Source organism: Neotabrizicola shimadae, from assembly GCF_019623905.1.
Classification (GTDB): Bacteria; Pseudomonadota; Alphaproteobacteria; order Rhodobacterales; family Rhodobacteraceae; genus Neotabrizicola; species Neotabrizicola shimadae.
The window spans coordinates 1840444-1861949 of sequence record NZ_CP069370.1; the positions used below are offsets into that span (position 1 = coordinate 1840444).

The following is a 21506-nucleotide window of genomic DNA, read 5'->3' on the forward strand; positions in this document are numbered from 1 at the left end:
GCAGCGAAAATTGTGCGGCGGCATTTCGGAAAGACACAGCGAACCTCACCGGTAGCCAGAACCGATCAGAACAGGAAGTACCGCTGCGCCAGCGGCAGTTCCTTGGCCGGCTCGCAGGTCAGAAGCACCCCATCCGCGCGGACCTCGTAGGTTTCCGGGTCCACCTCGATGCTTGGAGTGGCATCGTTCAGCTTCATGTCGCGCTTGCCGATGTTGCGGCAGTTCTCCACCGCGAGCATGTCCTTGGCGAGGCCGTACCGGCCCCTGACGTCCGCTTCCATTCCCGCGGCACTGGTGAAGATCACGGCGTTGCGTTCGACCGACCGGCCGAACGCGCCGAACATGGGCCGTGTGTGTACCGGCTGTGGCGTGGGGATGCTGGCGTTCGGGTCGCCCATCTGGGCCACGACGATACAGCCACCGATCAGCACCATTTCGGGCTTTGCGCCGAAGAAGGCGGGGGACCAAAGCACCAGATCGGCGCGCTTGCCCTTCTCGACGCTGCCGATGTGGCGCGACAGGCCGTGCGCAATGGCGGGGTTGATCGTGTACTTGGCGACATAGCGCTTCACGCGCACATTGTCGTTTTCGCCCTGCTCTTCCGGAAGCCGCCCCCGCTGAACCTTCATCTTGTGCGCGGTCTGCCAGGTGCGGGTGATGACCTCGCCCACGCGGCCCATCGCCTGACTGTCGGACGAGATCACCGAGAAGGCACCCATGTCGTGCAGGATGTCCTCGGCCGCAATGGTCTCGCGCCGGATGCGGCTTTCGGCGAAGGCCACGTCCTCGGGGATATGCGGATCAAGGTGATGGCAAACCATCAGCATGTCGAGGTGTTCCTCGATCGTATTCACCGTGTAGGGCATGGTCGGGTTGGTCGAGGACGGCAGCACGTTCTGGCTGGCCACGACCTTGATGATGTCGGGCGCATGGCCGCCCCCTGCCCCTTCGGTGTGGAAGGCGTGGATGGTGCGGCCGCCGATGGCCTTCAGAGTATTCTCGACAAAGCCGGATTCATTCAGCGTGTCGGTGTGGATCATCACCTGCACGTCCATCGCGTCGGCCACAGTCAGGCAGCAGTCGATGGCGGCCGGAGTGGTCCCCCAATCCTCGTGCAGCTTCAGGCAGGAGGCGCCGGCGCGGATCTGTTCCTCCAGCGCGGCGGGCAGCGAGGCATTGCCTTTGCCGGCGAAGGCCAGGTTCATCGGAAAGGCATCCGCGGCCTGCATCATCCGCATCAGGTGCCATGGCCCTGGCGTGCAGGTCGTGGCCAACGTGCCATGCGCGGGGCCGGTGCCACCGCCCAGCATCGTGGTCAGCCCCGAATGAAGTGCATCGTCGATCTGCTGCGGCGCGATGAAATGGATGTGGGCGTCCATGCCACCGGCGGTGAGGATCTTGCCTTCGCCGGCGATGATCTCTGTCCCGGGCCCGATGATGACATCGACTCCCGGCTGGGTGTCGGGGTTGCCGGCCTTGCCGATCACCGCGATACGCCCGTCGCGTAGGCCGACATCGGCCTTGTAAATACCGGTCCAGTCCAGGATCAGCGCATTGGTGATGACCGTGTCCATAGCACCCTCGGCGCGGGTCAACTGGCTTTGTCCCATGCCATCGCGAATGACCTTGCCCCCGCCGAACTTCACCTCTTCGCCATAGCGCGGCGCGTTGGCCCCTCCGGCCGAGCGTTCGGCGATCAGGTCGCGCTCGACCTCGATGATCAGCTCGGTATCGCCCAGACGAAGGCGGTCGCCCGTGGTGGGGCCATACATATCGGCATAGGCGGCGCGGGTGATACGGGCGGGCATGATCAGGCTCCGTTCGGGACTCTCACAGGGAAAAGTTGACTTGGCGATGCCGCGTTCTACGCTGGTCGCGCCGGGGCCTCGCTTGCCCCGACGCCAGCGCGGCGGTCCAAACCGCCGGCAAGCCTGTTTCGGGAGGACAAGTGAGATGAGAAGGACAACCGTCCTGCTCCTGTCGGCGTGGGGTGCCGTCGGGGTGGCAGGTGTTGCTCTGGCCGATGCCAGCCTCGAGCGGGGCGAATACCTGGTTCAAGGCCCCATGGGATGTGGAAATTGCCACACGCCCATCAGCCCGCAGGGCTTCGTCATGGATCAGGATCTGACCGGCCGCGTGGTCGAGGACAGCCCGGCCTTCCGCGCCGTGGCGCCAAACATCACGCCCGCAGGCCGCATCGCCGGGTGGAGCGATGCCGAACTGGTCAAGGCGATCCGCGAGGGCCTGCGCCCGGACGGCAGCCTGATCGGCCCGCCGATGCCCATCGGCCAGTACCGAGGTCTGTCCGACGAGGATGTTGCCTCGGTCGTCATGTACCTGCGCAGCATTCCGGCCACGCCAACCGCAGGAGACCTGCCCGCCAGCGAGTACCATATCCCCCTGCCCCCGGCCTATGGCCCGCCGGTGGAAAGCGTCAGCGCCCCGCCGCGCGGCGCCACTGCCGAATACGGCGCCTACCTCGCAGGGCCGGTCGCCCATTGCCTGGAGTGCCACACGCCGATGGGTCCACAGGGCATCGACGTCAGCCGCCTTGGTGCCGGCGGGTTCGAGTTCCACGGACCTTGGGGCACTTCGGTCGCGGCCAACATCACGCCAAGCGAGGATGGCATCGCGGCCTACAGCGACGACGAACTGGCCGCGATGATCACCATGGGCAAACGGCCCGACGGCAGCCCGATGATGCCGCCGATGCCCTACCCCTATCTGGCGAAGATGACGCCCGAGGACTTGCAGGCCGTCATCCTGTACTTGCGCAGCATGCCGCCTCAACCCGATCCCAAGGGCTGAACGGCCACTCCGGTCCCGCTGCATCATGCCGCAGGACCGGACGGTCCGCGCCGGGTCAGGCGCCGCGCGTTGGATTTGGTGCGTGCCCGCACCGGCTTCAGCGCGGCAAGCGCAACATCTGTGGCGGGCTTTCCCTGCGCCACTGCGCGCCCTGCCGCCCGGGCCGAGGCCACTGCTGCCTCTCCCTTCTCGGACACCATCCGGGTCATCTCGCCCGGCGCGGTGTTCCACAGCCCAGCCATTCCCCACAGGCGCATCGCGATCACCGCCTGCGCTTCGGCCAGCATCAGGCCCGACTGCATCCACAAGCGGAACACGTCCAGCGGCATGGTCAGCATGCTTCGTGGGGGCTGGGTCACGACCGTCTCCTTTCGAAGGGCTCTACACGTCGCCCATCACGGCGCCATTAAAGCCAAAAACACGCCGTGCTCCGGCCAATGGGACAAGCCGCACCTCGCGCACCTGTCCCGGTTCGAACCGAACCGCAGTGCCGGCGGCGATGTCCAGCCGCAAGCCTTTCGCGGACTCGCGGTCGAAACTCAGTCCCGGGTTGGTTTCGGCAAAATGATAGTGGCTGCCCACCTGCACCGGACGATCGCCGGTGTTAGCGACCATCAGCACCGTCACCGGCGCCCCGGCGTTCAACTCGATTTCGCCTTCGGCAGGGAAGATTTGTCCTGGGATCATCGCTGCCTCAACGGATAGGGTGGTGAACGGTCACGAGCTTGGTGCCGTCGGGGAACGTTGCCTCTACCTGCACGGAATGGATCATCTCTGGGATGCCTTTCATGCATTGCTCGGCTGTGATCACATGAGCGCCAGCTTCCATCAGGTCGGCCACGGACCGGCCGTCGCGCGCACCTTCAACCACGAAATCGGTGATCAGGGCCACTGCTTCGGGATGGTTAAGCTTTACGCCGCGGGCCAGACGGCCTCGCGCCACCATGGCGGCGAGACTGACCAGCAGCTTGTCCTTTTCACGGGGCGTCAGGTTCATCTTGGTCCTTCACATCTGCCAGACGCGCGGCAGCGGGCCGGGTCTGAGTACGGCAAGCAGCCGCAGGATCTGACGGCGCAGCGGCCAGCCGTCCACGGCTAGGAGCCGGACGACCAGCCGCCCGTCCCAGCCCGAGGCCGCACCACTCGTGCCGGGTTCGTCGAGAACACGCCGTACCGGCGCCAGTGCGTCTTCGGCGCCTGCGGCCACAAACGCCAGCGTGGCGAAGGCGCGGGCGCTGTCCAGCACCGCCGGGCCGGCTGTCAGCGCCGCGGTCTCCAGTCGCAGTGGCTCGACCAGAACTGGCGCACCGTCGCGCAGGATGTACCGCCGGTCGCTCAGGTGAACACGTGCCAAGGTTTCCCCCATGGCGGCTCGTCCCATGACCACCGCTTCCAGCATCAGGCAAGCGGCATCTCCCTCAAGGGCAATCTCGGTTCGGCGTTCCAGCGAGGCACCGTCAAACAGGATGGTTTCCTGCGGTAGCCAGTCCAGTCGCGCGCCCTGCCCCACCCGGTGCGAGACAACCATTTGCGCCGGACCGGAAGGGGCGCGATAGGCGCGCTCGGCCGTCTGGGTGGTGGCCGTTGCCGAAAGACCCGGCGCCGCTTGCAGCGCATAGCTCAGTCGGTCGCCCGAGGTCAGACCACCCGCGGTGTTGAGGAATACGATCTCGCCCGTCCGGCCCGACAAGAGAGATATCGCCTTTGCAGACCCCTGCTGGCGCAACCGACCCAAACCGATCACCCCGTCCGGCCGCGCTCGCAACGAGACGTTCGCCTCGCCTTCGGCCCGCTGATGGCGGCCTGCCGGGCGGATGAAGGGATCGACATGCGCGTTCATCTGTCCTCCGTCCCCACAGTTGGCGCGCGCAGAGCGGGAGTCTCAACCTGCGCCTGATGGGACATCGGGGCTGCGCCTGCGCCTCATGCGCCATCGCTCATGAAAGAACGAAATCGCCCAAAACATGAGCGACAAGAAAAGTTGGCAAACGGGCTCAGATCAGCGTCAGCGTGACCCTGCGGTTGATGCGGCCTTTCTTCTCGATCTTGCCAATCTCGACACGGCCTATCTCGCCGGTCCGGGCAACATGAGTTCCGCCGCAGGGCTGCAAGTCCACCTGCTTGTCGGGTGTTCCAATGCGGACCAGCCGCACCTTTCCCTGTCCGGTGGGTGGCATCACCGACATGGTCTTGACCAGTCCGGGATTCGCGGCCAATTCCTCATCGCTGATCCAGGTGTCGGTCACTGGAAGGTCCAGGTCCACAAGCGCGTTAACCCGCGCCTCCAGCGCCAGGACGTCATCGGGAGGCTCGGGCATGTCGAAATCCAATCGGCCCCGCCCGGCGCCGATCTGCCCGCCCGTCACCGGAAGAGGGATTACGACCGACAGCAAATGCAACGCTGTATGAACCCGCATGTGGGCATGGCGCCTTTCCCAGTCCAGCACCTGAAGGACCTCGGTTCCAGGCGGGGGCAGTTCCGCCGGTTCGGCGGGGACCAGCGCGACCAGGCCGCCCTCGGCCTTGACAGCCGTGGCCACCGGCAAACGAATATCGCCCCAGCTCAGCCAGCCGGAATCGCCCGGTTGCCCACCCGCCGTGGCGTAGAAAAGGCAACGGTCCAGAAGAATACCACCTTCGTCAGTATGTCCCAGGACCTTTCCCTGAGCCTCGCGCAGGTAGGCGTCCTCGCGGAAGAGAAGCTCGGACGGCATCAGCGTTCCTTTCCTTCCGGGGCATTATCCGCATCGACATCGGACTCCGGATCCAACACCGAATCCAGCTCGCGCTCGGCGATCTGCAATGGCGCGGGCACGGGCTCATCTCGCACTGCCCTTAGGCCGACGGCAGCCGCAACCTGCATCCCGTCGCGCAGGACAGCCCCCACCTCTGCAGCATTGACCAGGGTAATGTCGCGCTGCGCGAAGGGAATCGTGATGCCCTCTTGGGCAAAGCGTTCCACGATCTGGTGATTGATCTCGTTTCGCACCGAAAGCGAGAAGTTCACATCACGAAGGATCACACGGATTTCGAAAGTCAGGGCATCGTTTGTAAACCCCATGAACACCACCATCGGAGGCGGGTTCAGCAGGGCAAGCGGTTGCGCCTCGGCGATTTCACGGAGCACACGCTCGACCTTGCGCGTATCACTTCCGTAGGCAACGCCCACCGGAACGATCAACCGCCCGGACAGGCTGAACCGGGTCCAGTTCGTCACGCGTTGCGCGATCAGGTCCTGGTTGGGCACGATCACGTCGCTTCGGTCAAAGGTCTGGATGCGGGTCGACCGCACCGAGATGGATTTCACGGTGCCCTGAACGCCGCCGACCTCGATCCAGTCTCCTTCGGACACCGGCCGTTCGACCAGCAGGATGATGCCCGAAACGAAGTTGCCCACAATCGTCTGCAGGCCGAAACCGATGCCGACGGACAGCGCGCCTGCTACGATGGCCAGGCCTGAAAGGTCGATCCCTGCGGTGTCGATGGCGATCAGCGCGGAAACGAAGATGCCGATGTAGCCCACGCCGGAAATGACGGCGGTCTGGCCCCCAGGGTCCAGCGCGGTGCGCGGCAGCACGGTGCTGCGAAGCGCGCCCTGCAAAAGTCGGGTGATCGTGTAGCCGAAGGCAAAGATCACGACGAAATAGACGAAGTCCGCCGGCGAGACCTTGGTCTGCCCGATCTGGAACCCTTCCTGGAAACGGTTCCAGAGTTCAGTGATGTCGGATACGCGTGCACCCCACACAAGTGCAAAGACCGGAAGCGAGACAAGAACGAGGGCAAAGCCCATCAGGACGGGCACCAAGGCTTCTTGCGCACCCTCGTCGTCCCCGATCAGGACGGCATAGATTTCCACCGCAACCCGCTGCAACAGCACGAGAAGCGCCACTAGTGCGAGGGTCTGAATTGCCGGAAAGACCAGTGCGCCCGCAGCAGCGACATAGCCGAACCCGCCAAGCAGGGGCGCGACGATCCCAAGGATCGAGATGCCGCGTGACAGCACTGCAAGCACGCCATCAAAAGCGTTACCGGAGTCCTCCGACCCGGTGGATTTGCTGAACTGGCGATGCAGCAGGCGCCCCATGCGATACAGAAGGAACCCGGCCGCAAGGATGGCCGGGAACTGCAGCACGGCCATTGCCGCTTCCGAGGTGGCCACCTCGTTCAGCGACTCCTCGACTAGGTTGCTGAACCCCAGCACTATGCCAAGCGCCAACGTCAGCCTGCGGCCCTGAGTCCGTTGAGCCTCGGACATCCGGACACTTCGGTTCGCAAGCGGGATCTTGGGGAAAACCCAGCTCCCCAGCCAGGCAGCGGCATAGACCATGATCGCGACACCGGCGATCTGGGTCAGGATTGTCTCGCCCAGGACGCCCAGAACTCCCGTGGTCCGCACCGAGACCAGAAGCAGGAGGATGCCGATGGCCGGGAGAAGGATTTGCCCGAGCGACAGTAGAAAGGCCACCAGCCGCCGGAATCCCCCAGACTTCTGCTGAAGCCGGAGTGTCCAGCGTTCCATTATGCGCCTGCCGCGCAACAGAAAGAACAGGCCGAAGACAAGGGTGATCAGGATCGCGGGCAGGCTGTCCAGAGCCTGAGCGCGCGTTTCCGGCTTGCGGATCAGGGCCGTCGACTCGGCCACGACGGTCGATGCCGTTTCCCTGACAGCGTTGAACCCTGACGACCAGTTCGCCGGATTGAACGGCGCCGGCCAGATCTGCATCAGCTTGCTGGTCTGGCGCTCACGCAGCGTCCGGTCGATCTCGCGGATCAGGCCATCGGCGCGGCGATAGGCTTCCACGGCGGCTATACCTGGAGCCTGCAGACGGCTGAGCTGATCGTTCAACTCGGTCCGGCGCTTTGCGATCTCGGGCGCCTCGGTCTCGCCCTCGCCCGGAACCGGGCCAAGGGCAGCGATCTGGTCGCGCACCGTAGCGATGCGGTCGCCATTCGCGCTTTGCGCCGACAGCAGAGCCTCTCGCCAATCGGTCAACTGGGCGCGCAGAAGGTTCAGCGAAACATCCGTGGTCTCGGGATTGGACAGAGCCTGCTCCGCCCGAGTCGCCATGGCATTCCAGGCATCAAGGTCCGGCCCCTTGGCCCCGTCGCCCTTCAGAGGTGGCTCGACCACGGTCTGACCGGCGGCGCCGTCGGCCACGTTCGACGGCCCCTCCGCCTGCGGCGGAACCAGCGGCGGCGGGATGTCGTCGCGTTGCTCAGGCTTTGGCGCCGTATCCTGCGCAAGTGCCGGAACGCCAAACAGCCCCGCAGCCAAGACCGCCACGGCAATTGCGCGCGCGAGCCCCCGGATCATGCGTCTTCGAAAACAGTAGGTAGCGCCCGCGGCGCCCGGTCCATCCAGGCCGGAACTGGCAGGCCCTTCTCCTTCAGGAAGACCGGGTTGAACAGCTTGGACTGATAGCGGTTCCCATAGTCGCACAGGATCGTCACGATCGTGTGGCCCGGCCCCAGATCCCTGGCCATGCGGATCGCGCCTGCGATGTTGATGCCGGATGACCCGCCCAGGCAAAGCCCTTCTTCCTCCAGCAGGTCGAAGACGAGCGGCAGCGCCTCGGCATCGGGGATGCGATAGCTGTAGTCGGGCGTGAAGCCTTCCAGGTTCGCCGTGATCCTGCCCTGCCCGATGCCTTCGGTGATCGATGAACCGGGCGCCTCCAGCTTGCCGGTGGTGTAGAAGGCATGAAGAGCCGCGCCCTCTGGATCGGCCAGGGCAATCTTCACGCCCTTCGGCTGCAGCGCCATGGCCACGCCGGCCAGCGTCCCGCCCGAGCCCACGGCGCACACAAAGCCATCCACCTTGCCGTCGGTCTGGCTCCATATTTCGGGACCGGTGCCTTCGATATGCGCCTGGCGGTTCGCCACATTGTCAAACTGGTTTGCCCAGATCGCGCCGTTCGGTTCGGTCCGCGCCAGGGCCTCTGCCAGGCGGCCGGAGTAGCGCACATAGTTGTTGGGGTTACGGTAGGGCGCCGCCGGAACCTGCACCAGCTCGGCCCCCGCCAGTCGCAACATGTCCTTCTTCTCTTGGCTCTGCGTCTCTGGGATCACGATCACCGTACGAAAGCCCATGCTGGCACCCACAAGCGCAAGGCCGATGCCCGTATTGCCGGCCGTGCCTTCCACGATGGTGCCGCCGGGCTTCAATTGCCCCTTCGCCACCGCATCGCGGATGATGTACAGCGCCGCACGGTCCTTCACGGACTGGCCAGGGTTCATGAACTCGGCCTTGCCCAAGATCGTGCAGCCCGTCATCTCGCTGGCCTTGTGCAGCTTGATCAGGGGAGTGTTGCCGATGGTTTCGGCGAGGTCGCTGTTGATCCGCATGGCCGGTCCTATCACTTTGTTCCCAAGCTCTAGGGGCGGATGCGGAAAATCTCAAGCCGCACGGCAACGGGACGGCGGCTGCCTGTCAGGACAGCACCAGCTTGGTCCCAACAAGGACCAGGACCACGGCCAAAGACGTGCGCAGCACGATATCGGGCAGGCGCGGCGCCAGCAGGCTGCCGATCACGATGCCTGGGATCGACCCGACAAGCAGCGAGCCCAGCATCATCCAATCTACCGAACCCATCATCCAGTGGCCGAGCCCCGCCAGAAGCGTCAACGGCACCGCATGTGCGATGTCCGACCCGACGATGCGCACCGTGGGCTGCTGAGGGTATAGCAGGATCAAGGCCGTCACGCCCAGGGCCCCTGCCCCGACCGAGGAAACCGAGACAAGGAAGCCAAGGACGGCGCCCGTGAACACGGTCAGGAACAAGGTCCGGCCCCGACTGCCCCCGCCGCTGTGGCGGTGTGCGAACGAGGCGATCTGGCTGCGGAATACCAGCGTCACCGAAGTCAGCAAGAGCGCGATGCCCAGGACAAAGGGGATGGTGGACGAGACCTTGCCGCTTTCCAGCCCGAGCGCGTTCATCCCCAGAAGTGTCAGGATTGCCGCCGGCACCGATCCTGCGGCCAGGCGCCCGACGATGGGCCAGGAGACCGTGTCGGACTTGCCGTGCACGAATGTTCCCACCGATTTCGTGGCGGCGGCATACAACAGGTCGGTCCCGACCGCGGTCGCCGGATGCACGCCGAACAGCAGCACCAGCAAAGGCGTCATCAGCGACCCGCCGCCCACGCCTGTCAGGCCCACGATGGTTCCGACGGCCAGGCCGGACAGCGAATACAGCGGATCGAATGGAGAAATGATCGGCAATCCTTGTCGTGATTTCGCGCAGAAGATGCCGCCACGGCTGCGTGAGTCAACGACTATGTTGTTCTGTCTCTACTTGCGCGAAGAGATGCCGGTTCTCTGCCGATCAATCGGTCAGTTTCCGCGCGCCTGCGTCGTTGCCCGTCCGCACCGCGGCCAGTCGGGCGTTGAACCAGGGCACGCAAGGCCGATTCCGGAAGCAAGACGCGCCCGCCTGGACCCCCTGCCCCGGCTGAGGGCTTCAGGTCGCATGCAGGCGCGTTCGCGTTGCGGTCAGGCCGGACAGATCAGGCCGGACAGATCAGGCCGATTTCAGCAGTCCGTCTTCTTTCAGACCGGCATAGCATTCGTCCAGCGACTTGCGCGCGCGCGTGATCAGGATGTCGATCTCTTCCGGCTTGATGACCAGCGGCGGGGCAATGATCATCCGGTCGCCGACATGGCGCATGATCAGGTTGTTGGCGAAGCAGCGCTCCCGGCAGCGGAAGCCCACGGTGCCGGCTTCCGAGGCGAACTTGGCGCGGGTGGCCTTGTTGGGCGTCAGCGCGATAGAGCCCATCAGGCCCACCAGCTTGGCCTCGCCCACCAGCGGATGGTCGGTCAGCGCGTCCCAACGCTCCTTCAGGTAGGGATGCGCCACGTTGCGGACGTGGTCGATGATCCCCTCTTCCTCGATGATGCGCAGGTTCTCCAGTGCCACCGCAGCCGCCACCGGGTGACCCGAATAGGTGTAGCCGTGATAGAGTTCACCCCCTTCGGCGACCACGTTGAACACTTCGTCCGAGATGATCGAGCCGCCAATGGGCTGGTAGCCAGAGGACAGACCTTTGGCGATCGTCATGATATGTGGGCGGATGCCGAAGGTCTGGCTGCCGAACCAGTTGCCGGTGCGACCGAAACCGGTGATCACTTCGTCGGCGATCAACAGGATGCCATACTTGTCGACGATGCGCTGGATTTCCGGCCAGTAGGTCGAGGGCGGTATGATCACGCCGCCGGCACCTTGGATCGGCTCACCGATGAAGGCCGCGACCTTGTCGACGCCCAGTTCCAGGATCTTCTCTTCCAGCTCCCGGGCGCGCATCAATCCGAATTCCTCGGGCGTCATGTCGCCGCCCTCGCTCCACCAGTCGGGCTGGCCGATGTGGACGATGCCGTCGATCTTGCCGCCATGCGCATGGATCGGGGACATGCCGCCGAGCGAGCCGCCGCCCATGGTCGAGCCATGATAGCCATTGGTCCGTGCAATGATCACGCGCTTTTCGGGCATGTCCTTGACTTGCCAGTACCGGCGGACGAGGCGGATATTCGTGTCATTGGCTTCCGACCCCGAACCGGCGAAGAACACGTGGTTCAGGTCGCCCGGCGCGAGTTCCGCCAGCTTTGCCGCCAGCGCAATGGCGGGAACGTGGCTCGTCTGGAAGAAGGTGTTGTAATAGGCCAGTTCATTCATCTGGCGCGCCGCGACCTCGGCCAGCTCGGGCCGGCCATAGCCGATGTTCACGCACCACAGGCCCGCCATGCCGTCGATGATCTTCTCGCCGCGCGAGTCGGTCAGCCAGACGCCCTTGCCCTGAGTGATGATCCGCGCGCCCTTCTTCGCCAGACCGTTCGCATCAGTGAACGGGTGCATGTGATGCGCGGCGTCCAGAGCCTGCAGCTCTTCGGTCGGCATATGGTTGGTGATCATGTTCATGGCGAACCTCGGAAGGAAGGGTGTGAGCACACCCCCAGGGCGCGACTCGATGCGGCAAGGATATGATCAAACGCGGCTCCATTCAAGAAATTTGATCAAATTTCTTGAATCCGAGAGGCCCCAGCTGGGTGATGTCAGACTAAACACGACCTAATGAGGTACGGGGGCGCCGAAACTACGGCCCAAGTGCCGGAAGCAAGACCCCGCAACTTGTGCATCTCGCTTGGAGCATTGCGCTCCTTCATGGCAATGCTTCTGGAAGGACGCCTGCGTAGACTCCTTGCTGTCCGGCCGCCTCAAACCAGCTTCATGCCATCGCGGAAGCGGCGGGCGTTGGCGCGGTAGCCTTCGGCACTCTTCAGAAGCCTGGCCTGCGCCTCGGCATCCAGAACGCGAACCACCTTGCCAGGGGCGCCCATGACGAGCGCGCCGTCCGGGATTTCCTTGCCCTCGGTGATGAGGGCACAGGCTCCGATGAGGCAGCCCTTTCCGATCTTCGCGCCGTTCAGGATTGTCGCGCCCATGCCGATCAGCGTGCCGTCACCGATGGTGCAGCCGTGCAGCATGGCCTTGTGGCCGATGGTGCAATCGGCGCCCACGGTCAGCGGATAGCCCATGTCGGTGTGCAGCACGCAGTTTTCCTGCACGTTCGAGCCGCGGCCGATGGTGATGAGTTCGTTGTCGCCCCGCATGGTGACGTTGAACCAGACTCCGACCTCGGCCTGAAGGATCACGCGACCGATGATGTGACTGCCGGGGGCAACCCAGGCTGTGGGGTCGACCTCCGGCGCGATGCCGTCGAGCGCATAGATCATCTGGCTTCGAACTCCGTGTTCAGGTCCCGCACGAAATCGTTGAGGCCGGGCTGGCGGTCGCGCCGCAGGCGTTCAGCGGTGACGATGGCCTTGAGGTCGGCGAAGGTCTCGTCCACCTCGCGGTTGACGAGGACATAATCATACTCTGCCCAGTGGCTGATTTCGTCGCGACTTTTTGCCATGCGGCCGGCGATCACCTCGGCGCTGTCCTGCGCGCGGCCCTTCAGGCGGTTTTCCAGCTCGGCGATGGAGGGGGGAAGAATGAAGACCGAGACCGCGTCCTTGCCGAGCGCGGAGTTGCGGATCTGCTGGCCGCCCTGCCAATCCACATCGAACAGCGTGTCGCGGCCTTCGGACATGGCCTGTTCGACCGGGGCGCGCGGACTGCCGTAGAAGTTTCCGAACACCTCGGCATGTTCCAGCATCCCGCCCGAGGCGACCAGCGCGCGGAAGCTGTCATGGTCGTGGAACCAGTAGTGCTGGCCGTGAACCTCGCCGGGGCGCGGTTTGCGTGTGGTGGCCGAGACCGAGAACCGAATGGTCGGGTCCCAGGCCATCAGCATCCGCGCCATGGTGGATTTGCCGGCGCCCGAGGGCGAGGACAGGATCAGGAGAAGGCCGCGCCGGGGCTGTCCATGTGTCATGGTCATTCCACGTTCTGGACCTGTTCGCGCATCTGGTCGATCACCGTCTTGAGGTCGAGCCCGATGCGGGTAAGCGCGAGATCGCCCGCCTTGGAGCAAAGCGTGTTCGCCTCGCGCATGAATTCCTGCATGAGGAAATCGAGCTTGCGGCCGACCGGTCCCTTGTCTTTCAGCAGCGCGCGGGCAGCGGCGACATGGGCGGTGAGGCGGTCGAGTTCTTCCGCGACATCGGCCTTCACGGCGAGAAGGGCAAGTTCCTGGGCGACGCGCTGTTCGTCGAAGCTGTCCACCGCGCCGCGCAGGCGGTCGAGCCCGTCGCGCAGGGTGGCTTCGGCGCGGATGCGGCGGTCGCCGGCGGCGGCGGTGGCATCCTCCACCAGGGCGGCGATGCGGTCGAGTTGGGCGGTGATGATGCCATCGAGCGCGCGGCCTTCGGCGGCGCGCATGGCGTTGAAGGCAAACAGGAGCGCGGGCAGGTCGGCCAGGATCGCGGCACGCAGCGGCGTTGTGTCTTCGTCCGCAGGCGCGGTGTCGAGTACGCCGCGAAGCGACAGAAGGTCGGCCGGAGTGGACGGGGCAAGGGTCAGGCCCGCGGACATGGCGGCCTGTTCGACCTCGGCCAAAGCGGAAATGGCGGCGGAAAGCACGGCAGTGTTCAGTGTGGCCGCTTCGGCCCCGCCAGCCTCGCGCGCGACCTTGAGCGTCAGGCTTACAGATCCACGGGAGGCAGCTTTCGTCAGCTCGGTGCGGATGGCCGGTTCCAGCCCTTCGATCCAGTCGGGTACGCGCAGGCGCAGTTCAAGCCCCTTGCCGTTGACCGAGCGCAGGTCCCATGTCCAGTCGTAGCCGGCTCCCTGGCCGCGCTGGCTGGCGAAGCCCGTCATCGAAGTGATCATCGCGTCCCTTTCCGCCGGCTGGCGTTTACCCTTTGTCTAAAATCCGAGGGATTTCTCCGACCAAGGGGCGTAGGCTGTTCATGGGATGGCAGGGGTCTGCCCTTGTGTCGCGGCATAGCAAAGCGGTGCGTGCGCCACAACCGGAGCCCATAAGGGAGGACGGTCATGGTATTCTTCGGCGGTCAGGAGGGCAGCGAGCGCGGGCTGGCGGAACTGCGCGGCTATTGGGAGGCGCTGCGGGTGGACGGTAGCCTGCCGGCGCGGGACCGGATTGACCCACGGGGCATGGCCGGGGCGCTGGACCGCTGTTTTCTGGCCGAGCGGATCGCGCCGGGGCTGGCGCGGCTGCGGCTGGCGGGGTCTGCTCTGTGTGATCTTCTGGGAATGGAACTGCGCGGGATGCCCTTGTCGGCGCTGTTCCTGCCCGAGTCGCGGATGAGGCTGGCGGCGGCATTGGAGCCCGTCTTTGCTGCGCCGGCGATCCTGGATGCGCGGGTGGAGGGCGAAGGAGGCTGGGGCCGGCCGGCGCTGCGCGCACGGATGGTGGTGCTGCCGTTGACCGGTTCGGAGGGCGCTGTCGATGTGGCCTTGGGGGCGATCTGTCTTCCGAGCGATACAGGTCGCGCGCCGCGGCGGCTTGATCTCGGCCGCGCAGTACATGAACGGCTGAAGGCGCCGGTCGTGGCGCCGGCGCCGGCCTTTGCCGAGGCGCACCGGCCGTGGCGGGCGGCACCGGGTCGGGCGCACCTTCGTTTGGTGAAGAACGAATGAAAAGAGGCAGCGCCTGACGGCACCGCCCCTGGTTCGCTGTCCCGGCCGGTCAGAGAGCGACGCGGCGGGCACCTTCGCGCAGGCTGGTGAGTTCTTCAGCCACAAGGAAAGCCAATTCAAGCGACTGGCTGGCGTTCAGACGCGGGTCGCAGGCGGTGTGATACCGGTCGGACAGATCCTCATCCGACACGGCACGCAGGCCACCGGTGCATTCTGTCACGTCCTTGCCCGTCATCTCGAAATGTACACCGCCGGGGATCGTGCCCTCGGCCTTGTGGACCGCGAAGAACTCGCGCACCTCGGACAGGACCGAGTTGAACGGCCGGGTCTTGTAGCCGCTCGAAGACTTGATCGTATTGCCGTGCATGGGGTCGCAGGACCAGACGACGTTGGCGCCTTCCTCGCGCACGGCCTTGATGAGCCGCGGCAGGTTTTCGGCCACTTTGCCTGCTCCAAAGCGGGCGATGAGCGTGAGCCGGCCCGCTTCGTTCTGCGGGTTCAGCTTGGACATCAGCACCTTCAGGTCTTCGGCGGTGGTGGTCGGCCCGCATTTCAGGCCGATGGGGTTCAGCACGCCGCGGCAGAACTCGACATGGGCGCCGTCGGGCTGGCGGGTGCGGTCGCCAATCCAGATCATGTGGCCCGAACCCGCGACCGGCTGGCCGGTGAGGCTGTCGATGCGGCAGAGAGCTTCTTCGTACTCCAGCAGCAGTGCCTCATGGCTGGTGTAGAAGTCGACAGTCTGCAGCGTGTGGGCGGTGTCGGAGTTCACGCCTGCCGCGTTCATGAAGTCGAGCGCATCGGAGATGCGGTTCGACAGTTCGCGGTAGCGTTCGGCCTTGTCATGTTCAGCGAAGCCAAGCGTCCAGGAATGGACGCGGTGGATATCGGCGAAGCCGCCCGAGGAGAAGGCACGCAGAAGGTTCAGCGAGGCCGCGGCCTGGGTATAGGCCTGAAGCATCCGGGCCGGATCGGGGCGACGGGCCTCTACCGTGGCGTCAAAGCCATTGATGATGTCGCCCCTGTAAGAGGGATACTCGACGCCGTCGATCACCTCGGTCGGCGCCGACCGGGGCTTGGCGAACTGGCCGGCCATGCGCCCGACCTTGATGACTGGAACCTTGGCACCATAGGTCAGCACGACCGCCATCTGCAGCATCACGCGGAACGTGTCACGGATGTTGTCGGCCGAGAATTCCGCGAAGCTTTCGGCACAGTCGCCCCCCTGCAGGAGGAAGGCGCGGCCTTCCGCGGCCTCGGCCAGCTGCTTCTTCAGGCGGCGGGCTTCGCCGGCAAACACAAGTGGTGGATACTTGGCAAGCTGAGCCTCGGTCGCCAGGAGGGCCGCGGAGTCGGGATAATCCGGCATCTGGATGCGCGGCTTGGCGCGCCAGTCCGATTTCGTCCAGCCCTTGGTCATGGGTACCCTCCCTCCGTTCAGGTGCGAGGGCTATAAGGAATTGAGTCAGGCTTGGAAAGCCCCAAGGCGCTCGGACCCACCGGCGGGTGGGATCATTCCTGCGCTGCGAGTTCGGCCGCATCCTGTTGCTCTCCGGCCTGTCGCGCTTCGAAACCGAAGACGTTGAGTTCAATCACGGCAAAGCACACGAGCCACAGCCAGGCATCAATGGCGTCCAGAGGGTTCTCCGCATCAATGGTCCACCAGAGGGCACAGGCAACGATGACAAGATAGGTCGCAAACTTTGCAGCTTTGATCACCGCATGTTCGCGGCCTTCATATTCTCCCGGCATCCAGATCTGCCAGGACAGGAGCGCGCAGACCATGAGCCAGGCCGAAGCATTGATGAAATCGACCCAGTCCTCCTCGCGAAAGTAGCCATACCAGGCATAAATGATGATGCCGTAGGCAGTCACCGAGACCAAGCCAATGATGCGCTTTTCGAAGCGGCTGTCGTAGGGCTTCTCCAGCGAGGTGCTTTCCCATTCCATCACGGCCAGAAGTGCCACCCAAGCAGCACTGTCGATGAAGGCCGTCAGCGTTTCCTCGGTTCTTAGGAAAAGCCACACATTCAAGGCCAGAAGGCCATAAACCGTCCACTTGAACAGGCGGAACCCGTGGCGCGCCATGCTTACCCCGCGACGTGCAGATGAAGCCTCGTGACATGCATCTGTGACGGCGTTGTGAAGCGACCGGCCTCGTTGCGGTCCGGCCCTTGCGGGTCGCCGGCTTTCCTGTACTGATGGCCCGGATACGACACGCACAGGTCGCAAGATGTCTGCCCCCCCTCGCAAGGCCACCTCGCTGGCCCAGCCGGCCGCCGCAAGGCGGTTCGTGTTCCTGCTTCTGGATCGCTTCACGATGCTGGCCTTTGCCAGCGCGATCGAACCCCTGCGGATCGCCAATCGGATGGTCGGCCGCGAGGTCTATCGCTGGAAGCTGGCCGGAGAAGGCGGGGATGTGGCGATCTGCTCTAATGGCGCGGCGTTCAAGCTGGATCTGGGCCTCGACGAAATCGACCGGGACGACGTGCTGCTGGTCTGCGGCGGTATGGATGTGCAGAAGGCGACGACGCGGGGCGTTCTGAACTGGCTGCGGCGCGAGGCGCGGCGGGGCGTGACCATCGGCGGGCTGTGCACCGGCGCCTACGCCATTGCCAAGGCGGGCCTTCTGGACGGCAAGAAGGCCACCATCCACTGGGAGAACCAGGACGGGTTCCTTGAGGAGTTCGAGGATGTGAAGCTGACGAAATCGGTCTTCGTGATGGACGGCAACCGGTGGACCACGGCGGGCGGCACCTCTTCGCTGGACCTGATGCTGAAGGTGATCGCGGCGGACCACGGCGAGGATGTCGCCAATTCGGTGGCCGACCAGCTGATCTATTCCACCATCCGCACCGATCAGGACACGCAGCGGCTGTCGATCCCGACGCGGATCGGGGTCAGGCATCCGAAGCTGAGCCAGGTGATCCAGATGATGGAGGGCAACATCGAGGATCCGATGTCGCCTGCGGAGCTGGCCGAGTTGGTGGGCATGTCCACGCGGCAGCTGGAGCGGCTGTTCCGGCGCTACCTGAACCGCTCGCCCAAGAGGTACTACATGGAGCTGCGGCTGCAGAAGGCGCGCAACCTTTTGATGCAGACCGACATGAGCGTCATCAACGTGGCGCTGGCCTGTGGCTTTGCCAGCCCGTCGCATTTTTCGAAGTGCTACCGGGCCCATTACAACACCACCCCCTACCGCGAGCGGGGGACGCAGGGCACCGGGGCGCCGGGGACTGGCGTGCGGCTGTCGATCTGACCGGGCGTCCGAGCTCGGACGCTTTGTCAGGCTTAATGAAATCAATGCCTTGCGGACGCGTCTTAACTTGGCGTTAGGAATTGGCCGCCGCTTGCCGCCCGTCGTTTCCCTTGCGTAAGGCGGGTGAGCGCCGCTAGTCTCGGGCTATGAAGCGCGTTCCCGATCTGACGGCCTTTCTGCTGGCCATCCTCCTTGCCGTGGCCGCCGCGCTGCCGGCCTTTGCCGAGCGCCATGCGCTGGTGGTCGGCAACGACAGCTATGAGAGCCTGCCGGTCCTGAAGAAGGCGCGCAGCGACGCGCAGTCGGTCGCCGCGACGCTGGAGGGGCTGGGTTTCGAGGTCACGCTGCTGACCGACGCCGGTCGGCGGGCGATGACCAGGGGCATCTCGGACATGGCGGGGCGCATCGGGCCCGGAGACGAGGCGCTGTTCTACTTTGCCGGGCACGGGGTCGAGGTGGCGGGGCGCAATTATCTGCTGCCTGCCGATGCGCCGGCGGCCAGGCCGGGGGACGAATCCTTTCTGACCGCCGAAAGCGTGGCGGCGGATGATGTGCTGTACACGTTCAAGGAGCGCGGCGCGGCGGTGACGGTGCTGATCCTTGACGCCTGCCGTGACAATCCCTTCCCGCGCGAAGGCACCCGCTCGGCGGGATCGGCGCGCGGGCTGGCGCCGATTGCGGCGCCGGAGGGGTCGTTCATCCTGTTTTCGGCCGGGGCCGGGCAATCGGCACTGGATTCGCTTGGGCAGGGCGACGGCGACCCGAATTCGGTCTTTACGCGCACGCTGTTGCCGCTTTTGGCGCGGGATGACCTGACCCTGCCCGAAGTGGCACGGCTGGCGCGGGGCGAGGTCGAGGCGCGGGCGGCCACGGTGAACCACAAGCAGCGCCCGGCCTATTACGACGAGTTGACCGGAGATTATGTGCTGGCGCCGGCTTCCCTGTCGCGGGGGGCAGTGGCGCTGGACGGGGCCGAAACGGCGGCACCCGTGGTGGCGGGCAATGCGCAGGCCTGTGCGGCGGCGGCGGCCGACTGGGGGCCCGTGCTGGCCCTAAGCAACGCGGTGGCGTTGCGCGGCTTTGCCGAGAGCCATGCGGCCTGCGCGCCCTTGAGCCATGCGGCCCTGGCCGAGGCCGAGCGGCTGGAGGGGGCGGCGGCGTCGGTAGAGGCGCCAGAGCCATCGGACCAGAAGCAGAAGCTGTCCGATCTGGCAAAGCAGATGCTGGTCAATCCGAAGGACTATGGCATCGAGACCTGGGCGGTGAAGGCCGGCGTGTCGGACGGCTATGTGAACGCGCGGTCGGGCCCCGGCACGATGCATTCGATCCTGTTCCGTATTCCCGCTGGCACAGGCAGCCTACCCATGGAGACCTGTCTGCCGCCCGATCCGGGCGGGGGGAAGTACGACTGGTGCCTTGTCAGCTTCATGGGCCAGCAGGGCTGGGTGTCGAAGAACGGCCTGGAGCGGGAATGAGGGCGGCGCTGGCTCTGGCGTTGAGCCTGTCGTCGCCGGCCATTGCAGAGGACATGCCGGACGGCTGGGTGCGGCTGGACGAAGTGGCGCCGGGGATTGTTCAGGACATCCGCTATGCCCGCGCCTTCAACTTCACCGGAGCGCCGGTGCCGGGATACGGGGCGCCGGTCTGCGTGCTGCGGCGCGAGGCGGCAGTCGCACTGACGCGGGTGGAGGCGCGGCTGCGGGCCGACGGGTTCCGCCTGACCGTGTTCGATTGCTATCGGCCCGCACGGGCGGTTGCGGCGTTCATGGACTGGGTTGCGGCGGATGACCCACGGGACGAGGTGTACTTCCACCCCGACGTTGCCCGTGGCGCGCTGGTGGCCGAGGGCTACATCGCGCGGCGGTCGTCGCATTCGGTTGGGCTGGCGGTGGATGTGGGGCTGGACCGGGCCGATGCGCCGGTCTCGCGGCCCGAGACGGCCGGCGTCGCCCGGTGCGATGCCCCCTTTGCCGAGCGGCCCAGGGAGTCCATGCTGGACATGGGCACGGCCTTCGACTGCTTTTCGCCGCGTTCGGCCGCGGATGCCGCGGTGTCGGCAGCGGCGCGGGCGCATCGGGCGCGACTGGCCGCAGCGATGGAGGCGGAAGGCTTTGCCGGATATGCCGCCGAATGGTGGCATTTCCGGCTGACCGGGCCAGAGGCCGGGGCGGCGATGGATTTTCCGCTGCGCTAGCCCGAGGTGCCGGGGGCGAGGCGGTAAAGCGCGCCCTGCCCCACGGAAAGGAACCAGATCGAGCCGTCCGGCGCCTCGGTCACGTCGCGGACGCGTTGGGTTTCGTCCGAGGACAGGCGTTCTTCGGCGAAGCCGGTGGCGGCGGGGGTGTCGGGGTCGAGCCGGCCCAGGAAATCGCTGTTCAGACTGCCGAACAGGATGTCGCCTTTCCAGCCGGGGATCAGCTTGCCGGAATAGACCAGGAGGCCCGAGGGCGCGATGGAGGGGTCCCAGTAGTGGACCGGCTGTTCCATGCCGTCCTGAGCGGAACCGTTGCCGATGGTGTCGCCGTTGTAGTTCACGCCGTAGCTGATGACGGGCCAGCCGTAGTTGCGCCCCTCTTCGATGCGGTTCAGCTCGTCCCCGCCTCTGGCGCCATGTTCCACGACCCAGAGCTGACCCTGGAGATCCAGCGTGGCGCCCTGAATGTTGCGGTGGCCCAGGCTGAAGACGCCGGGCCGCGCATCCGGGCGGGTGACGGCGGGCGCCCCCTCGCCGGTGAGCAGGATCACCTTGCCCTCGGCGCGCTGCGGATCCTGCGCCTGCAGGCCCATCGGCCCGGTGCCCCGGTCGCCGGTGGTCAGCGCGACGGTGCCATCCGGCATTTCAACGAGGCGCGCGCCGAAATGGCGGCCGCCGGGCATGGGATCGCCGGTGAAGACGGTGCGGAAGCCTTCGATCCGGGTGCCATCGTCGGACAGGCGGCCGAAGCCGGTGGCGGTGGCCGCTCCACCCTCGACAGGATTGGCGAAGCTGAGCCAGACGCGGCGGCTGTCCGCGAAGTCGCGTGGCACCAGAACATCGAGCAGGCCGCCCTGCCCTTCGGCGAAGACCTCGGGAAGCCCCCCGACCTCGGCCGCGGCGCCATCGCGCGAGAGAAGAAGGCGTCCGTCGCGTTCGGTGACAAGGACGCTGCCGTCAGGCAGGAAGGCCATGCCCCAGGGTTCGTTCAGGCCGGTGAGGACGGGCGTCACGGCGAGCGAGCCGGCGCTGGACGGGATGATGCCCTCGGCGGCGGCGGGCGAGGCGAGCAGGGCTGCGAGGGCGAGGATCGGGGCGGGTTTCATGCGGAGGTCCTTTCGCGTCTTCGCCACAGATAGGAAGGCCGCCGGACAGGGCCAATGACAGCTGCGCGAGCGAGGCGCGATAGGTGGGCGGTTCCCCG

General features: G+C 65.7%; 21 protein-coding genes. 5 read left to right on the forward strand and 16 right to left on the reverse strand.

Annotated elements, in window-relative coordinates:
- Window positions 1–65 precede the first annotated feature (65 nt).
- Window positions 66–1808, reverse strand: a complete 1743-nt coding sequence (gene ureC / locus JO391_RS08850) for an urease subunit alpha (protein WP_220664179.1) — start codon at window positions 1806–1808, stop codon at window positions 66–68.
- A 145-nt stretch (window positions 1809–1953) separates the two neighbouring features.
- On the opposite strand from ureC, the gene JO391_RS08855 reads away from it, so the two are divergent.
- Window positions 1954–2808, forward strand: coding sequence for a c-type cytochrome (locus JO391_RS08855; RefSeq protein WP_220664180.1), 855 nt, complete (start codon window positions 1954–1956; stop codon window positions 2806–2808).
- Window positions 2809–2831: 23 nt separating this feature from the next.
- On the opposite strand, the gene JO391_RS08860 is transcribed toward JO391_RS08855, so the two are convergent.
- The 12 genes from JO391_RS08860 to JO391_RS08915 form a co-directional block, all read right to left on the reverse strand.
- Complete coding sequence (locus tag JO391_RS08860) at window positions 2832–3167, reverse strand: antifreeze protein (protein WP_259444865.1); 336 nt, start codon at window positions 3165–3167, stop codon at window positions 2832–2834.
- Between the two features lie 22 nt (window positions 3168–3189).
- Window positions 3190–3495 carry an urease subunit beta gene (locus JO391_RS08865; RefSeq protein WP_220664181.1) on the reverse strand — a complete coding sequence of 102 codons (306 nt, stop codon included), beginning with the start codon at window positions 3493–3495 and terminating at the stop codon, window positions 3190–3192.
- Between the two features lie 7 nt (window positions 3496–3502).
- On the reverse strand, window positions 3503–3805 hold the full coding sequence (locus JO391_RS08870) for an urease subunit gamma (RefSeq protein WP_220664182.1): 303 nt from the start codon (window positions 3803–3805) through the stop codon (window positions 3503–3505).
- 9 nt (window positions 3806–3814) lie between these two features.
- Window positions 3815–4648 (reverse strand): urease accessory protein UreD, encoded by an 834-nt coding sequence (locus tag JO391_RS08875; protein ID WP_220664183.1) that lies wholly within the window; start codon window positions 4646–4648, stop codon window positions 3815–3817.
- A gap of 154 nt (window positions 4649–4802) precedes the next feature.
- On the reverse strand, window positions 4803–5522 hold the full coding sequence (locus tag JO391_RS08880; RefSeq protein WP_220664184.1) for an alanyl-tRNA editing protein: 720 nt from the start codon (window positions 5520–5522) through the stop codon (window positions 4803–4805).
- Window positions 5522–8122: a DUF3772 domain-containing protein gene (locus tag JO391_RS08885; protein ID WP_220664185.1), complete on the reverse strand. Its 2601-nt coding sequence runs from the start codon at window positions 8120–8122 to the stop codon at window positions 5522–5524. Before JO391_RS08885 ends, JO391_RS08880 begins: the two co-directional genes overlap by 1 nt.
- On the reverse strand, window positions 8119–9153 hold the full coding sequence (locus JO391_RS08890) for a cysteine synthase A (protein WP_220664186.1): 1035 nt from the start codon (window positions 9151–9153) through the stop codon (window positions 8119–8121). Before JO391_RS08890 ends, JO391_RS08885 begins: the two co-directional genes overlap by 4 nt.
- An 85-nt stretch (window positions 9154–9238) precedes the next feature.
- A complete protein-coding gene (locus tag JO391_RS08895) occupies window positions 9239–10030 on the reverse strand; it encodes a sulfite exporter TauE/SafE family protein (RefSeq protein WP_220664187.1) in 792 nt (263 codons plus the stop codon).
- 298 nt (window positions 10031–10328) lie between these two features.
- Window positions 10329–11723, reverse strand: a complete 1395-nt coding sequence (locus tag JO391_RS08900) for an aspartate aminotransferase family protein (protein ID WP_220664188.1) — start codon at window positions 11721–11723, stop codon at window positions 10329–10331.
- A gap of 296 nt (window positions 11724–12019) precedes the next feature.
- A complete protein-coding gene (locus tag JO391_RS08905) occupies window positions 12020–12538 on the reverse strand; it encodes a gamma carbonic anhydrase family protein (RefSeq protein ID WP_220664189.1) in 519 nt (172 codons plus the stop codon).
- On the reverse strand, window positions 12535–13182 hold the full coding sequence (gene gmk, locus JO391_RS08910; protein WP_220664503.1) for a guanylate kinase: 648 nt from the start codon (window positions 13180–13182) through the stop codon (window positions 12535–12537). Before gmk ends, JO391_RS08905 begins: the two co-directional genes overlap by 4 nt.
- A 2-nt stretch (window positions 13183–13184) precedes the next feature.
- Entirely contained in the window at window positions 13185–14078 is an 894-nt protein-coding gene (locus JO391_RS08915) for a YicC/YloC family endoribonuclease (RefSeq protein WP_220664190.1), read from the reverse strand.
- A 165-nt stretch (window positions 14079–14243) separates the two neighbouring features.
- On the opposite strand from JO391_RS08915, the gene JO391_RS08920 reads away from it, so the two are divergent.
- On the forward strand, window positions 14244–14849 hold the full coding sequence (locus tag JO391_RS08920; RefSeq protein WP_220664191.1) for a PAS domain-containing protein: 606 nt from the start codon (window positions 14244–14246) through the stop codon (window positions 14847–14849).
- Window positions 14850–14898: 49 nt separating this feature from the next.
- Here JO391_RS08920 and JO391_RS08925 read toward each other — a convergent pair whose 3' ends face one another.
- Both JO391_RS08925 and JO391_RS08930 read right to left on the reverse strand, forming a co-directional pair.
- A complete protein-coding gene (locus tag JO391_RS08925; protein WP_220664192.1) occupies window positions 14899–16269 on the reverse strand; it encodes a class II 3-deoxy-7-phosphoheptulonate synthase in 1371 nt (456 codons plus the stop codon).
- Between the two features lie 92 nt (window positions 16270–16361).
- A complete protein-coding gene (locus JO391_RS08930) occupies window positions 16362–16937 on the reverse strand; it encodes a hypothetical protein (protein ID WP_220664193.1) in 576 nt (191 codons plus the stop codon).
- A gap of 145 nt (window positions 16938–17082) precedes the next feature.
- Here JO391_RS08930 and JO391_RS08935 point away from each other — a divergent pair, with 145 nt between their 5' ends.
- From JO391_RS08935 to JO391_RS08945, 3 genes are all read left to right on the forward strand, one after another.
- A complete protein-coding gene (locus tag JO391_RS08935; protein WP_220664194.1) occupies window positions 17083–18108 on the forward strand; it encodes a GlxA family transcriptional regulator in 1026 nt (341 codons plus the stop codon).
- 146 nt (window positions 18109–18254) lie between these two features.
- Window positions 18255–19583 (forward strand): caspase family protein, encoded by a 1329-nt coding sequence (locus JO391_RS08940; protein WP_220664195.1) that lies wholly within the window; start codon window positions 18255–18257, stop codon window positions 19581–19583.
- Window positions 19580–20302, forward strand: coding sequence for a M15 family metallopeptidase (locus JO391_RS08945; protein ID WP_220664196.1), 723 nt, complete (start codon window positions 19580–19582; stop codon window positions 20300–20302). Before JO391_RS08940 ends, JO391_RS08945 begins: the two co-directional genes overlap by 4 nt.
- Here JO391_RS08945 and JO391_RS08950 read toward each other — a convergent pair.
- A complete protein-coding gene (locus tag JO391_RS08950) occupies window positions 20299–21408 on the reverse strand; it encodes a PQQ-dependent sugar dehydrogenase (protein WP_220664197.1) in 1110 nt (369 codons plus the stop codon). The genes JO391_RS08945 and JO391_RS08950 overlap by 4 nt on opposite strands.
- Window positions 21409–21506: the final 98 nt, after the last annotated feature.